The organism is Romboutsia sp. 1001713B170131_170501_G6 (assembly GCF_015668195.1).
Taxonomy (GTDB): Bacteria; Bacillota; Clostridia; order Peptostreptococcales; family Peptostreptococcaceae; genus Romboutsia_C.
The window spans coordinates 140759-156375 of the sequence record NZ_JADPFC010000004.1 but is presented as its reverse complement, the minus strand read 5'-3'; the positions used below and the strand labels follow the sequence as shown (position 1 = coordinate 156375).

Sequence of the window (15617 nt, the reverse complement as noted above, 5' to 3'; positions counted from 1 at the left end):
ACAATGGATAAGATATTTAAAAGTTATTAAATAGAAAAGCGCTACTTATAAAGTAGATTTTAGAAAATCAAATAAATATCAAAATAATTTATAGAGTGATTTGTTTTATTATTTAGTATATTTGATACAATCAGTATTATAATTAAAAAAATAGCTACCATTTAAGTAGCTATTTTTTATATATTTATTACTTTCCGATAAACATTTGTGTCCAGTAAAGTTGTCCATTGCTAGCTTTGGCAATACCAACACCTATATGAGTAAAGTTAGGACTTAATATATTTTTTCTGTGTCCATCTGAGTTCATCCATGCATTCATAACATCTTGTGGATCTTTTTGTCCCATAGCAATGTTTTCTCCAGCAGCTTTATAGCTTATACCAAATTGCTTCATCATATCAAATGGAGAACCATAAGTTGGTGAATTATGATCAAAATATCCTTTATTTATCATATCTTGAGATTTTTTAGTAGCAACATTTGATAATGAGCTATCAAGTGTAAGTGGAGCTAAACCTCTTTTACTTCTTTCAGCATTTACTATATTTACAACTTCTCTTTGATAAGCTGAGAAATTACCGCTTTGAGCAGTTGAGTTGTCAGGAGTAGAAGGTTTATTATCTACATTAGTGTTATTGTTAGGAGTAGAAGGTTTATTATCTACATTAGTGTTATTGTTAGGAGTAGAAGGTTTATTATCTACATTAGTATTATTGTTAGGAGTAGAAGGTTTATTATCTACATTAGTATTATTGTTAGGAGTAGAAGGTCTATTATCTACATTAGTGTTATTGTTAGGAGTAGAAGGTTTATTATCCACATTAGTATTATTGTTAGAAGTAGAAGGTTTTTTACATACTTCAGAATTTTTATCAGATATAGAGTTATTTCCTAAACCAAATGAAAATTTAGGTACATTTACTTTTACAGGACATAGTACGTCTAGTGGAAGTTTAAAGTCAACTCCATTTATACATACATATATAGATTTTTTCTCGCAATTAGATTTTATAGCATCTTTAGATAAAGCATTTACTGGTATCATTGAAGATGCAGTTGTAACACTTATTACACCTAAAGCTAATAAAGTTTTTATTTTTTTATTTAATTTCATAAAATAATACACCTCTTTGATTGAATATTTTTAAAATGTTACTGATTTGTAACCTTTAGATTAGGGGGATTCCCCTCGTGAATAATAATAACATACAAAATAACAAAAAATATACTGTAAAGATATGTAAATGATTATCTAAATATGTCTAAATGTAGACAAAATCTTGAAGGGAAGGCATTATAAATTTATAATGTAAGTGAAATTTTAGTTATTAAAGATTGAAAAATAAACAAATGTGGTATACTATAAAAAGGTAAAGTTTTACTATAAAAGCTTTAATAAGAAAGGAGATATTAACATGTCAAAACAATTAGTAAAAGAAAGAGTTATAAAATATTTAATGGAAGATTTATTAGTTCCACATGATATGATAGATACAGATGTACCTTTAGCTGAATTTGAAGAAGGAGCAGAAGGAACATTAGATATAGTAGTTAACGTTAAAGATGAGGAAGATTACTATGCACCAGTTATGATAGTAACTTGTATGGATGAAGATATAGAACTAGAAGGTGAAGTAGTTCAAAAGCAAATAGACTTCTTAGAAGATGTTGATAATATGACTATGGCAGGAAGATTAGTATTAACTAATGGAGACTCTATGATGTATGCTGATTGGACTGGAGAAGAATATGATACAGAAGCTTCACTTCCAACATATGAACAAATGGTTAAAGAATTTTTTGAAATGGAAGAGATAGCTAAAAAGCATGAAGAAGCTCATAATCACGAAGGATGCGGTTGTTCTCACGAAGAAGGCCATGACTGTGGTTGTGGAGATGACTGTGGTTGTAAACACTAGTAAATACATATATTTATAATAAAAAATCCTCTTAAATAAGAGGATTTTTTATTATAAATATATTATTGAGATATTAAATTCTTATAAAGTATTAGATTAAGGATATATTAAATTAAGAAAATTAATAAACCTATTAAATAAAACTCTTTAAGTAAGTAGAATGTATATTTGCTTGACTAGATTTTTTAATGGTGGTATTATTAAATAGTTGAAAAATAACTATAAAACCGCAAGTGTTGGGGCAAACGCTAAGGATTTATTAATAGGGGACTTATCAAAGTCGTTCGGGAAAAAAAGATTGCTATAAAGCAGTCTTTTTTTTCTTTTTGGAATAAATTTTATAATAATCATTCAACTTTGCTTTGAATAAGAACTAAAGCTTTATCTAATTTAAAATTATATATATTTATATATATTTTAAATAGCCTAAGGATTTATGTGATATATTCAAAAAAATTAAAAAAATATAAAAAAAAGAAGGAAATTTGGTAAGTAAGAGAGAATAGTAGAATAATAAATATATTGACTAAAAGATATAAACATGTCTTTTATCAAATATAATTAAAGGAGAACTCTTTTAAAGTACATAGATAAAAATTGTATATTAAATTCTTTAAAGAATTATAATTTTTTATGTGCTATAAAAGTATCTTAAAAGGAATTTTTTAATATTAGTAATCATATTATAAAATTAAGTAAAGGTAATTTAATATATTAATTACTGAACTATATGCAAAAGGGGTTAGATTATGGGGGCTAAAACTGAAAACACTTACGAAAATTATATTTATTCAGACTCATCAGGTGGATCAAATGCAATGAAAATGTACTTAAAGGAAATAGAGGAGTACAAAATGCTATCTGCAGGTGAAGAAGTAGAACTTGCTAAGGAAATAACTAACTCTTCATTAGAAGCGAAGGAAAAATTTATTAATGCAAATTACAGATTAGTTGTTAGTATAGCAAAAAAATATAGAAAAGAAAATGTAGATATGTTAGACCTAATTCAAGCCGGAAATATTGGTTTAATTAAAGCTGTTGAAAAATATGACTATACAAAGGGATATAAATTTAGTACTTATGCTACTTGGTGGATCAAGCAAAGTATAACAAGGTACATAGATGATTGTGAAAATACTATTAGAATACCGGTACATCTTCATCAAAGAATAAATTTTGTAAAAAGAAAAAAGCAAGAACTTGCAAACATATTACAAAGAGATCCTAAAATTGAAGAATTGGCAGAAATATGTGAGTTAGAAGTAGAAAAAGTAATAGATATATTGAAAAGGGATAAGAATGTAGTATCACTAGATACACCTATAAAAGAAGATGAAGATAGTAGTCTAGTTGAATTTATACCATCGGATGCTAATTTTGGCGATGTAGTTATGCATGAAGTTGAAAAAAATAACCTAAGAGAAAAGATAGAAGAACTATTAACAGGTCTTACTGAACAAGAACAAAGGGTACTTAGAATGAGATTTGGTCTTGATGATGATATACCAAAAACCTTAGAAGAAATAGGTAAAGTTTTTGGTGTAACTAGAGAAAGAATTAGACAAATTGAAGCTAAGGCAATAAGAAAGTTAAGACACCCAAGTAGAATTAAACAACTTAAATATTTTTATTAGTATAAGTAGGAGATACCTCCTACTTATTTTTTTAGATAATATATAAATTAACTTTTATATATAACTTAAATAAACGATAAAGGTTTATATTTTGTTTTAGAATCAAAGTTAGTTTACTTACTTAAATCATAGCACAAAATAATCAATAAAACATCTAAATATTGATAATATTTAGGAAAAAATGCAAATATAAATTAGTGATTTAAAGTATTACCACTATTTATTGCATTTCTTTCATTAATTAAATTGTCTATTAAAGTATTTAATGACCAGGAAATATTGTCCTCTGTAACCACAGCCATTAAAGGTCTATTTATTTTAAATTTTCTTAAGTTATCAGAAAACCCACTTATCTTAGTATGTGCTACATTATTAAATATAACAGCCCTTTGATTTATACATTGGCTACAAGTGTCATCTATATTACCTTTTATTATGTCTTCTATTTTAGAGTTTGCATTGTCTTTATTTAAAGTGCAAACATCCTTTATTCCTAATAGTTTTAATATGTTTTTAATCATTAAAGTATCTTTTGCATTAAAGTTATAAACTATAACAAAACTTCTCTCATTATTTGTAGTGCATAAACTGTTTATTCTTTTAAAACTCATAACATCCTCCTATATTTTAATTATAGTAATTATTATTACCCATTGTCACTAACATTTAAATATATTTTAAAAATAATTATCAAATAAGAAAATTAACTTGCTATTTAGTATAAAATGTATTACTATTTTAAAAAATAGGTTAGTTACTATACTAACTAACTGTTTAGGTAAGGAGGTTGTATGAAGCTTACACTAAATGAAGAAGAACCAATATTTATTCAAATAGCAAAAGCTATAGAGGATGAAATACTAATAGAGGAAATAAAAGAACACGAACAAATACCATCAACTACTGAAATATCAAAGCTTTATAAAATCAATCCAGCAACAGTATTAAAGGGAATAAATACGTTGGTAGATAAAGATATACTTTATAAAAAGCGAGGGATTGGTATGTTTGTAAATGAGGGTGCTAAAGAAATTATAAGAAATTTTAGAAAAGAAAACTTTAAGAATATCTTTATAAGAGAATTATTGATAGAAGCTAAAAAACTTCAAATAGAAAAACAAGAATTAATAGATATGATTAAATGCTATAAAGAGGTGGAGTAAATGAATATAGGGGTTAAAGTAGAGAATTTAAGTTATAGTTTCAAAAATCAAAAAATATTAGATGATATAAATATAGATTTTTATGAAAATAAAATATATGGACTTTTAGGGAAAAATGGAGCAGGGAAAACTACGCTTTTAAATATAATAACTAATCAACTATTATCAAAAGAGGGTAAAATATATATAAAGGGAGTAGAGGCAAGAAAAAATCCAAGTATATTAGAAAATATATGTATAGTTAGAGAAAAAGAATATTTAAATGAAGATGCCAAGGTAAAAGATATATTTGATATATATTTTTATTTTTATAAAAACTACGATAAAAAACTTCAACATAAGCTTTGCAAAAAATTTAACATAGATACAAAAAAGAGGTACAAAAATTTGTCAAGAGGATTAAAAACTTTAGTATTTAATATAATTGGAATATGTTCTAATGCTGATATAGTAATATTTGATGAACCAACTATAGGTCTTGATGCACTAAATAGAGTAGAGTTTTATGATTTATTACTAGATAATTATATAAATAATCCTAAAACTATAATAATAGCAACACATTTAATAGATGAAGTTGAAAATCTACTAGAAGAGGTAGTAATAATAAATAATAAAAAAGTAGTTGTTAATGATAGTATAGAAAATTTAAAAGAGAACTCAGTATACATTAGCGGAAATAAAGAAGACTTAAATAAATTAGAAATAATTAAAAATAAAAAGCCTATTAAAACCTTTAGAAATAATGAAACTTATGCATATTATGAAAAATTAAGTAAAGAGGAATTAAACAATATTAAAGAGTTAAGTTTAGATATAGAGGTAATGAGACTTAATGATATATTTATAAATATTTCTAAAGAGGAGATAAAATAATGAAAGAGTTAAAACCGTACTTAAAGATGTTAAATAAAAATACATATATATACATGTTTATTCTTTTACTATTAATTATTAGCATAGATGGAATGAATTTAATAGGTGCTATATACACTAAAAATTATACAATAGAAGATAATTTTCTAATATTTAGAAGTGAAACCTATTATATATTAGGACTTATGATGTTTATATGTTCAATTTGTATTTCACAAAAGGACTTTAGTATTGCGATAAGCATAAAAGGTGACAGGAAAAGTTATTTAAAAAGTATGATTTTATATATCATATGTATGTGTTTTGTATTTACTATAATTGGTGTTGGTGTAGAGTTTTTAGAAAGCACAATACTAAATGGATTTACTGGATATGATGCAGTAATAATTAGTAGATCTATCTTTTGGGAAATAAGTGAGGTATTAAATAAAATTCAAGAAGAAATAACAGGAGGTAGTTGGGCTACATCATTAATATATACAACTAGGGATGATACATTATTATATATACTAGATATGATTATAAATATATTTATAAACAATTTTATTTTTAGTGCTCTAGGTCTTTTTATAGGAGCATTAGTTTATAGGCTTAAAAAAGTAACTATTCTATTATTATTTGCAGGAATGCCAGTTTTATCTATAATTTATCTATTAATAGAATTTTTTAAAGATAAGTATGGTTTTGTAGAAAAGTATATAGAGACTTACTGGTCAAATTTAGGTCATATAATATATGCTTGTCAAAATATATTAGTAAAAGCATTAATAGCGACAATATTTATAACTGGTGCTATATTATTACTAATAAAAGCACCGATAAAAGAATATGCTCATGATTTAATATAGAATTTTAACACCAATTTAAAGTTAATTAATATTATACAAATATATAAAGTCATATATATAAGTATATAGATATTAGTTTAAAGAGGTGAGTAAATGGAAAATTGTTTGTATATATCTAAAGTTAATATAAGCAGGGATAGTGAATTTTTCATATATGATATAAATTATCCTATTATAAAGCTTAAAAAAGAATATATTTGCCAAGCGAAATTTGACTTATATGTAATAAATGAAATAAATAATAAGATATATAAAGATGTATTAGATTTTAAAAATAACACAAAATTAGAAGCTAAGGAATATAAGAAGCTGTATGATACTAAGATAAGTAAAGAATGCAAGGAATGTGTAAAGTATAAATACGAAGTATATATTAACTACGAAGCAACTTATGATAGAAATAGGATAATAAGTATACCTATGACTAAGTATAAATTTAGTGGTGGAGCACATGGAATGACTTATTTAGAAAGCTACAATTATGATTTATTAACAGGTGAAATGTTAAAACTTAAGGATTTATTTAGAGAAGGTGTAAATTATAAAAAGCTTATAAATGATTTTATAAGAGAAGAAATTATGAAAGAGCCTGAAAAATATTTTAAAGATGATTATGGATTTAAAGGTATAGGTGAAGATCAAAGTTTTTATATAGATGAAGATGGCGTAGTTATATATTTCCCACTTTATGAAATATCACCATATTATGTAGGTATACCAAAGTTTAAATTGAAGTTTAAAGATTATAAAAAATATTTAAAGTACAAATAAAAAATCTAGCCTAATTTAGGGCTAGATTTTTTATATTAATTTCTGCACTTTTTACATTCACATTTACAGTGACAATCATGATTATGATGATTATTATCGTCATCTGAATTTCTTCTACAATTTTCTCTAAAGCAGTCTACTGTATCATCAAACGCATCTTCTAAATCCTCTATTAAATCTGCTATATCATCTTGATTATCTAAAGCTTTTAAAACATTTCTTATACCTTGAGCTTGATTAGGTATAGCTTCATCATTAAATTCGTCTACAACATCTCCTAAATTATCTACTATATCCATTAAGCAATTAGTTAACTTATCAAGCTGACATTTTGCATTAGCTACATCATCTCTTAATGCTAATAAATTAACATTATCAAAATTATCTAAAGCATTTTCTAAGTTATTTATAGCATCTTCATTTTTATTATCTATTTTATCAATTAAGTTATTAGTTCTTCTTACCTCATTTTGGCAAACCCTTGGTCTAGAACTTTCTCCATTATTACATCCACAAGAATAATTTGGATTTATCCAATGATGATTGCAATTATTATTCATGCAATTACAATTGCATCTATTATTACAGTTATTACATCTATTATTGCATCTATTATTACAGTTATTAAATTTTTTACAAATCATAATCAAAACACCAACCTTTTAAATTTAGTAAGAGTAAACCCCTTTAATCTTATATATGAAATAAAAGAAATTTTTGTGCTAAAAATTAAATTATTATGTAAAAAAATATACAAAAATAAAACATGTACTTTATGATAAATGTATATGCTATAATCATATTAATTATAGTGAGGAAAATATAAAATTAGGAGAAAATAAATATGAAGATATATGATTTAAGTCAAAAACTACATGATGATATGTTAGTATATTCTAAAGGGATATGTCCAAATATAAAAAAAGTAGCAGATATAGAGAAAGATGGATATGAAGAAACTTTAATAAGTATGTATTCTCATAATGGAACTCATATAGATGCACCTAAGCATATGAATAAGAATGGGAAAAGTTTAGATGAGATGGAAATAGATAATTTCCTAGGAAATGCTTTGCTTATAGATGTAAGTAATATGAAAAAGATAGAACTAGATTATATTAAAAAATTTGAAAAGGATATATTAGAAAGTGATTTTATAGTATTTAAATCAGGATGGAGTAAATATTTTAATAAAGATTTATATTATAAAAGCTATCCCACACTAACTAAAGAGTGTGCAATTTATTTAGGAAATACATCTATAAAAGGTATAGGAATAGATATGCTATCAGTGGATACTTATGAGTCAAATGATTTTGAAATACATACTATATTATTTGAAAAAAGTAAAGTAATAATAGAGAATTTAACTAATTTAGAAAGTTTACCAGAAAAATTTCTATTTATAGCTGCACCTTTAAAATATGATAATGCAGATGGTTCACAGGTAAGAGCTATAGGCATAGTTAATTATTAATAAAAAAATATTATAACTATAAAATGAATCAAAAAAGTGAATAATCAAGATAAAATTTAAAGGATGTGAAAAATTGAAAATCTTTAAGAAAAGAAGTATATTATTAGCATTACTAATAATCATAATACCAATATTGCTATTAGTAGGGCTAATAAATAAATCACAAAATAATAAAAAAATAACTATAAATCCACAAAATATAGAAGAAGATATTAAAAGTAATAAAAATATAAATATAGCATTATTTGGATTAGATAGAAGAAAAGATAATGAACCAGCTCGTTCTGATTCTATTATGATAGCAAGTATTGATTTAAAAAACAAAGAAATTAATTTAATATCACTTTTAAGAGATACTTTAGTAGATATAAAAGGTCATAAAAAAGACAAATTAAATCACGCTTATGCCTATGGAGGTGCAGAACTTGCACTTGATACTATAAATACAAACTTTGATTTAGATATAGATAAATACTTAGCGGTGGATTTTTATAGCCTAGCTAAGGTTATAGATATTATAGGTGGAGTTGATATAGATTTAAAAGATTATGAAGTTGAAGAGATAAATAAAAATCTAGTAGAAATAAATAAAATAGAAGAACTAGATAAAAAAGCTGATTACATAAAAGGAAGTGGAATTAAGACTTTAAATGGTCGTCAAGCTGTAGCCTATTCTAGAATAAGAAAAAAAGGTAATGGAGATTATGAAAGAACTGAAAGACAAAGAAATGTATTAAAAGGGCTTTTAAACAAATATGAAGAAAAAGAAAAGGATGAGCAATTCAAAATAGCTATGGAAATCATAGGAAAAGTTAGTACTAACATACCTATAAATGATATTAAAAAGCTTAAAAGTATTATTAATGAAAATATAAACTTCAAAGTAAGTCAAAATATGATTCCTTATGAGGGTAGCTTTAAGAGTACTACTTATAAAGGAATGTGGTGTATAGAAGCTAACATGGAAGATAATATAAAAGCTTTACATGAATATATTAAGTAAGGGTTTTATTAGTTATATTATAAATATATAAAGGACAGAATAATTTAAAAATTTAGCCTGTCCTTTTCATATATTTATAATTTGAATATCTAAAATAGTTTAATTTAGAGTTTTTAAATATAATACACTTTGAATAGGATTTTTACATATAAAAATGATTTATCAAGAAGGCAAAAATAATTAAATAACTTAGTATATTAGAGTATATATAAATTTTACACTCATTTAAGATTTATTTATGTAGCCTTTAGGGTTTAAAGGATAACTTACTACTTTTAGTTCATAATGATTTTTTTCTCTATTATTTTTTTTAAAGTGAATTTCAGAAATTTCCATACCATTATAATTTTCATCTAATGCAGATATAAATTTACTCAAAAAGTTAGTTAAAGAATTAGTATCATTAACTAGACTTTTATCAAATGATAGAGCATCTATGTTAAAAACTGACATATTAGAATGATGCATAAAATGTTTATTAAACATGCAGTTACTGCAAGTAGAAAAATTATCACAATTTATAACAGATTTAAAAGAGCATAGTAGTTTGTCCACAAGCATCCCTCCTTTATATATATTTAGTTTATCATTTTAATCAAAACTCATACATAATAATGTTTTATAAAAAAAGCTAGTCAATTGACTAGCTTTTAGTAGTTATTATAAATTAAAACCTAAATATATCTCAAATATAGCAGATATTATGAAATAAGTTCCTATTATAAATGGAGTGTAAAGTAATATTTGTATAGGATTTACAAATATTAATATACCTAATATTATAAGACATACATTGTATAAAGTATTTGCATTAAATCCAAAAGTTTTTCTCTTAAATGATATTATAAATAGGTAAAGTCCTCTTACAAGTGCCCATATACCATATACAAATATTAGTGAACTTGTAGTAGATATAGGGAATAACCATAATATAAGACCAAATAATATGTTTATAACACCAACAAATATATAGTGAGATTTATCTGTAGACTTAAATGCTCTAATTAATGTAAATATACCTGATACAATTAACATTATTCCAGCAATAGTTGTGAAATTAAAGTATGATTGTATTGGATTAGTAAAGAATAAAACACCAATTATTCCAAGTAATATACCCTCTATAATAAGAAGGGTTTCAAGCTTTTTCATAAAGTACACCATCCTCTTATAGTATAATTCATTTATTAAATTATCATAAAATAATTATTGATACTTAATAAAAAGTTATACTTATATTGTTTGGGCTTTATATATATGGATCCATAATTTATAATATAAAAGTCCTTTTTTGTATTATAACATAGAAAATTGTAAATATTTGTAAATGTAATATTCTAAATAATTAGAATGCTTATTAATATAAATTATTAAATTTTAAAATGATTAAAAGGACCTCTTTTAGATAAATATTTAAGTTATATTATGGATTTTATCTTTAATTATATATATAATTAAAGATAAAATTAGGGAAAAGTTTTAAGTAGGAGTAATATATGATGGAAATTAAAAATGGTTAGATTAATAATACATAAGGAGAAAATCATATGAAACAATTAAAACTATTAACAGAAATTCACTCTTTCGAAAACTTCAAAGAGTTTGTAGATGAATTTAAAGTAGAAAAGAAGGATTTAATATTAACTCGTAGATCTATATATAATGGATTTATAAAAGATTTAAATTTAGATTGTAATTTGGTTTTACAAAATGAATATGGAAATGGAGAACCAAATGATGAAATGATAAATGGCATAATAAAAGACATAAAAGATTTAGATTATAAAAGAGTTATAGCTATAGGTGGTGGGACTGTTATAGATATAGCTAAATTACTTATATTTAAAGATGTTGATGATTGTGTAGATTTATTTGAAAGAAAAGTAGAACTTGTAAAAGAAAAAGAACTTATCATAATACCAACAACTTGTGGAACAGGAAGTGAAGTTACAAATATATCTATAGCAGAAATAAAATCTAAAAATACTAAGCTAGGTTTAGCATGTGATGAATTAATTCCGGATTATGCAGTTTTAATACCAGAATTAATGAAGAACTTACCTTTTAATGTATTTATGTCAAGTTCAGTAGATGCATTAATACATGCTATAGAATCTTTTGTTTCACCAAAATCAAATTCATTTACAGAGTTATTTGCTATAAAAGCTATTGAAATAATCATTAAAGGATACAAAGAAATTGTTGAAAATGGAAAAGACCATAGAAAAAATTTATTAAAAGAATTTTTATTGGCTAGTAATTATGCAGGAATAGCATTTGGGAATACGGGAGTAGGAGCAGTTCATGCTATGAGTTACCCATTAGGTGGAGTTTATCATGTTCCTCATGGAGAAGCTAATTACCATATGTTTACAGAAGTATTTAAGCTTTATAATGAAAAAAATCCAAATGGAAAGATAAAAGAAGTAAATAAGGTATTAGCCCAAATTTTAGGATTAGATGATGAAAAAAATGTTTATTTTGAAATAGAAAAATTATTGAATAATTTATTAACTAAAAAACCACTTAGAGACTTTGGAATGAAGGAAGAAGAAATAAATATATTTGCTCAAAGTGTTATAAATACACAGCAAAGACTATTACAAAACAATTATGTAGAGATAAGCGAAGAAGAAATGAAAAACATATATATGAAATTATATTAATCAAAATATAACTAAAAGTCTCCCAAAAATAATTGTATTAATTTAATATTTGCAAAAAAGCTTATAGCAATTTATAATATTGAAGGTATACAATCAAATTAAGGAGACATAAATGGGTAAATTTTATTATTTTTTTAGGACATCTACAGAGCAAAACAATTTTGTTAATTTCGGAATCATACACATAACGTTATTATTGATAGCTTTTTTTGGTAGTTTACTTATTATAAAATTAAAAAAGGAAAGTAGATTATTTGAAGTTTTTACTGGTAGTATATTATTAGTTCAACAATTAACATTATATCTTTGGTACTTTGTTGGAAACTATAATTTTATAAGAGAAGGTCTGCCATTGTTTCACTGTAGGATAGCAATACTTATGTTGGCAATAGGCTTGATTTTTAAGAAAGATTTCATTTGCAAAATGGGATCTTATTGGGGAATGTTTGGTTCAATATCAGCTTTAATATTTTTAGGGCTAGATCCTTTTTCATTTCCTCATATAACTCAATTTTCATATTTTATAGGTCATATACTATTACTTTGGGGGTCTGTTTATTTACTATTTGTTAAGAACATAGGTATGAGTAAAGACGATTTTAAGAAAATACTTATTGCAACAAATTTATATCATATAGTAATATTTTTTGTTGATAGAACAATAAATGCTAACTATGCATATATGAAATCATCACCTATTGGTATAGGTAATAATTTAAACCCATTTTTATATGGATTTATGGTTATGATGATTTTTAATATGGTTTTGAGTATAGAATATATAATTATAAATAAAAAGGAAGATAGCTCTGTAGAAGAACTTTATGAAGTTGCATAAATACTTTAAATAAAAGTACTGGGAATTTAAAATTTCCAGTACTTTTTTATTAATAAAATAATATTTGATTTAATTAAATATTATTTTAAAATAAAAATATTATAAAAGATTATGATATATTGAAAATACACTATTTATATGAGATAATTAAATGGATTAAGGAAGGAGAGGATTTTTTTGAAAAAAAATAAATATTTTGAGAGTGTGTGCGAGCTTCTTAATAAATAAGGAGCAATAATAAAAGTCCTTATTTATCAAGAAGCCTTTTAAGAATAAAAGCTGATAAATAAAGGAGATAATAATGAACACACAAACATATGCAAAATTACAATTAAACGAAGTTAAAGAATTAGTTAAAATATATTGCGTAAGCTCACTTGGAAAAGAACTTATAGATAAATTAATGCCAAGTAGTAGCTATAAAGTAGTTAAAAGAAGGCTAGATGAAAATAATGAAGCTAGAAAAATAATAGAAAATAGCAATCATATACCTTTAGAAGGACTTTTTAATATAATGCCAATTATAGAAAAAGTAGAAAAAGGTATGATACTAGAGCCTACAGAACTTATACGTATTGAAGATTTTTTAAGAGGATGTAGAAAGATAAAATCTTTTATGATAGATAAAGAATTTTATTCTCCTACATTAAGTTCTTATGCACTTAATATAACAGAGTGTAAAGCTATAGAAGAAGAAATTAAATATTGTATAAAAGGAAATAAAGTAGATTCTAATGCTAGTAAAGAATTAAAAAAGATTAGAAAGCATATTGAAGTTGCCGAAGAAAAAATAAGAGAAAGATTAAACAAATTTTTAACAGCATCAGGAAATAAAAAATATATACAAGAATTTATAATAAGTAAAAGAGATGAAAGGTATGTAATACCTATTAAAGCATCTTATAAAAATGAAGTAGATGGAGTAGTGTTAGATACATCATCAAAAGGAAATACAGTTTTTGTAGAACCAAATAGTGTTTCAAAATTTAGTATAGAGCTTATAACCTTAAAATCAGAAGAATCTATAGAAGAATACAAGGTACTTTCTTATTTAACAGACCTTATTTATGAAAAAATACAAAATATAAAAATAAATATAGAAATAATTGCAGAATATGATATGGTATTTGCAAAAGCTAAATATAGTGATTCTATAAAAGGAATAACACCTAAACTAAATAACTATGGATATATAAATATAATAAATGGAAAACATCCACTACTTAAAGGTGATGTGGTTCCTCTTAATTTTGTAATAGGTAAGGATTATAGAAGTTTAGTTATAACAGGACCTAATGCAGGAGGGAAAACTGTAGCTTTAAAAACAGTTGGAATTTTAACTCTTATGACTCAATGTGGATTTGATATATGTGCAGATAAAAATACTGAAATAAGCGTATTTGAGAAGATATTTGTTGACATAGGAGATAATCAAAGCATAGAGAATTCTTTAAGTACATTTTCATCTCACATACAAAATATAGCAAACATTATAAATGCATCAAATAAGTCAACATTAGTATTATTTGATGAAATTGGGTCAGGTACTGAACCTAATGAAGGTGCGGGTCTTGCAATATCAATACTTGAAGAGTTATATAAAATGGGATCTATAATTGTAGCATCAACTCATTATGCAGAAATTAAACATTTTGCCACAATGCATCCAGAGTTTGAAAATGCAGGAATGATGTTTGATAAAAATACATTAGAACCATTATATAAACTTACTATAGGTAAATCAGAAGATAGTAATGCTTTATTTATATCAAAGAAAATGGGTATAAGAGATAAAGTACTAAGTAGAGCGAAAAGATATATAGAAAGTAAAAATTACAACTTTGACTTAGTAGATAGAAATAAAATTAATAAAACGGAAGAAGTATTAGAAGTATTAAAAGATATACCTAATTATGAAATGGGAGATAGAGTAAAATTACTAGATGAAGATGAATTTGCTATAGTATATGAAGGTGTAGATAAGTTTAACAACGTCAAGGTATTGTATAATGAAGAGATAATAGCTGTAAACATAAAAAGAATTAGCTTAAATTTAAAAGCTATTGATTTATACCCTAAAGATTATGATTTAAATTCTTTATTTGTAAGTTACAAAGAAAGAAAGTTAGAGAAAGATATAAAAAGAGGCTCTAAAAAAGCTTTAAAGAAGATAAAAAAAGATATAAAAAATAATAGGATATAAAATAACTCCCTAGAAATAGGGAGTTATTTTATTATAAAAAATTATAGACTTTATTAAATATAAATAACATTTAAATAATTATATATAGTAATTGAGCAAATATAAAGCAGTTCTCAAATTGAATAAAATAGAATAAATATAATTTATTGATATAAATCTTTTGGTTAAAGGGGTAGTTCCATGGAGTTTATAGATAATGTATTAAGTCTTTACAAAGAA

Annotated in this window: 16 protein-coding genes; 11 read left to right on the top strand and 5 right to left on the bottom strand. The window is 24.3% G+C overall.

Going from position 1 to position 15617, the window contains the following annotated elements:
- Positions 1-187: 187 nt before the first annotated feature.
- Positions 188-1114: a CAP domain-containing protein gene (locus I4U89_RS10825; protein ID WP_195940385.1), complete on the bottom strand. Its 927-nt coding sequence runs from the start codon at positions 1112-1114 to the stop codon at positions 188-190.
- Between the two features lie 301 nt (positions 1115-1415).
- Between I4U89_RS10825 and I4U89_RS10820 the strand changes: the two genes are divergently transcribed.
- Positions 1416-1919: a type I restriction enzyme HsdR N-terminal domain-containing protein gene (locus I4U89_RS10820; RefSeq protein WP_195940384.1), complete on the top strand. Its 504-nt coding sequence runs from the start codon at positions 1416-1418 to the stop codon at positions 1917-1919.
- 749 nt (positions 1920-2668) lie between these two features.
- Positions 2669-3553: a sigma-70 family RNA polymerase sigma factor gene (locus tag I4U89_RS10815; protein WP_092925306.1), complete on the top strand. Its 885-nt coding sequence runs from the start codon at positions 2669-2671 to the stop codon at positions 3551-3553.
- 194 nt (positions 3554-3747) lie between these two features.
- On the opposite strand, the gene I4U89_RS10810 is transcribed toward I4U89_RS10815, so the two are convergent.
- On the bottom strand, positions 3748-4164 hold the full coding sequence (locus I4U89_RS10810) for a DUF3783 domain-containing protein (protein WP_195940383.1): 417 nt from the start codon (positions 4162-4164) through the stop codon (positions 3748-3750).
- Positions 4165-4344: 180 nt separating this feature from the next.
- Between I4U89_RS10810 and I4U89_RS10805 the strand changes: the two genes are divergently transcribed.
- The 4 genes from I4U89_RS10805 (at position 4345) to I4U89_RS10790 (ending at position 7211) form a co-directional block, all read left to right on the top strand.
- Positions 4345-4716, top strand: coding sequence for a GntR family transcriptional regulator (locus I4U89_RS10805; protein WP_195940382.1), 372 nt, complete (start codon positions 4345-4347; stop codon positions 4714-4716).
- Positions 4717-5592, top strand: coding sequence for an ATP-binding cassette domain-containing protein (locus I4U89_RS10800; RefSeq protein WP_195940381.1), 876 nt, complete (start codon positions 4717-4719; stop codon positions 5590-5592).
- Positions 5592-6440, top strand: a complete 849-nt coding sequence (locus I4U89_RS10795; protein ID WP_195940380.1) for a hypothetical protein — start codon at positions 5592-5594, stop codon at positions 6438-6440. Before I4U89_RS10800 ends, I4U89_RS10795 begins: the two co-directional genes overlap by 1 nt.
- 93 nt (positions 6441-6533) lie before the next feature.
- Positions 6534-7211, top strand: a complete 678-nt coding sequence (locus tag I4U89_RS10790) for a DUF3298 and DUF4163 domain-containing protein (RefSeq protein WP_195940379.1) — start codon at positions 6534-6536, stop codon at positions 7209-7211.
- Positions 7212-7246: 35 nt separating this feature from the next.
- Here I4U89_RS10790 and I4U89_RS10785 read toward each other — a convergent pair whose 3' ends face one another.
- Positions 7247-7855 carry a hypothetical protein gene (locus I4U89_RS10785; RefSeq protein ID WP_195940378.1) on the bottom strand — a complete coding sequence of 203 codons (609 nt, stop codon included), beginning with the start codon at positions 7853-7855 and terminating at the stop codon, positions 7247-7249.
- Between the two features lie 200 nt (positions 7856-8055).
- Between I4U89_RS10785 and I4U89_RS10780 the strand changes: the two genes are divergently transcribed.
- Entirely contained in the window at positions 8056-8688 is a 633-nt protein-coding gene (locus I4U89_RS10780) for a cyclase family protein (protein ID WP_195940377.1), read from the top strand.
- A 73-nt stretch (positions 8689-8761) separates the two neighbouring features.
- Positions 8762-9691, top strand: coding sequence for an LCP family protein (locus I4U89_RS10775; RefSeq protein WP_195940376.1), 930 nt, complete (start codon positions 8762-8764; stop codon positions 9689-9691).
- 225 nt (positions 9692-9916) lie between these two features.
- On the opposite strand, the gene I4U89_RS10770 is transcribed toward I4U89_RS10775, so the two are convergent.
- Both I4U89_RS10770 and I4U89_RS10765 read right to left on the bottom strand, forming a co-directional pair.
- Positions 9917-10246 (bottom strand): hypothetical protein, encoded by a 330-nt coding sequence (locus I4U89_RS10770; RefSeq protein WP_195940375.1) that lies wholly within the window; start codon positions 10244-10246, stop codon positions 9917-9919.
- A gap of 105 nt (positions 10247-10351) precedes the next feature.
- Positions 10352-10843 (bottom strand): HdeD family acid-resistance protein, encoded by a 492-nt coding sequence (locus tag I4U89_RS10765; RefSeq protein ID WP_195940374.1) that lies wholly within the window; start codon positions 10841-10843, stop codon positions 10352-10354.
- 395 nt (positions 10844-11238) lie between these two features.
- Here I4U89_RS10765 and I4U89_RS10760 point away from each other — a divergent pair, with 395 nt between their 5' ends.
- The 3 genes from I4U89_RS10760 (at position 11239) to I4U89_RS10750 (ending at position 15398) form a co-directional block, all read left to right on the top strand.
- Complete coding sequence (locus I4U89_RS10760; protein ID WP_195940373.1) at positions 11239-12357, top strand: 4-hydroxybutyrate dehydrogenase; 1119 nt, start codon at positions 11239-11241, stop codon at positions 12355-12357.
- A 112-nt stretch (positions 12358-12469) separates the two neighbouring features.
- Positions 12470-13195, top strand: a complete 726-nt coding sequence (locus I4U89_RS10755) for a YwaF family protein (protein ID WP_195940372.1) — start codon at positions 12470-12472, stop codon at positions 13193-13195.
- 301 nt (positions 13196-13496) lie between these two features.
- Entirely contained in the window at positions 13497-15398 is a 1902-nt protein-coding gene (locus I4U89_RS10750) for an endonuclease MutS2 (protein ID WP_195940371.1), read from the top strand.
- Positions 15399-15617 lie beyond the last annotated feature (219 nt).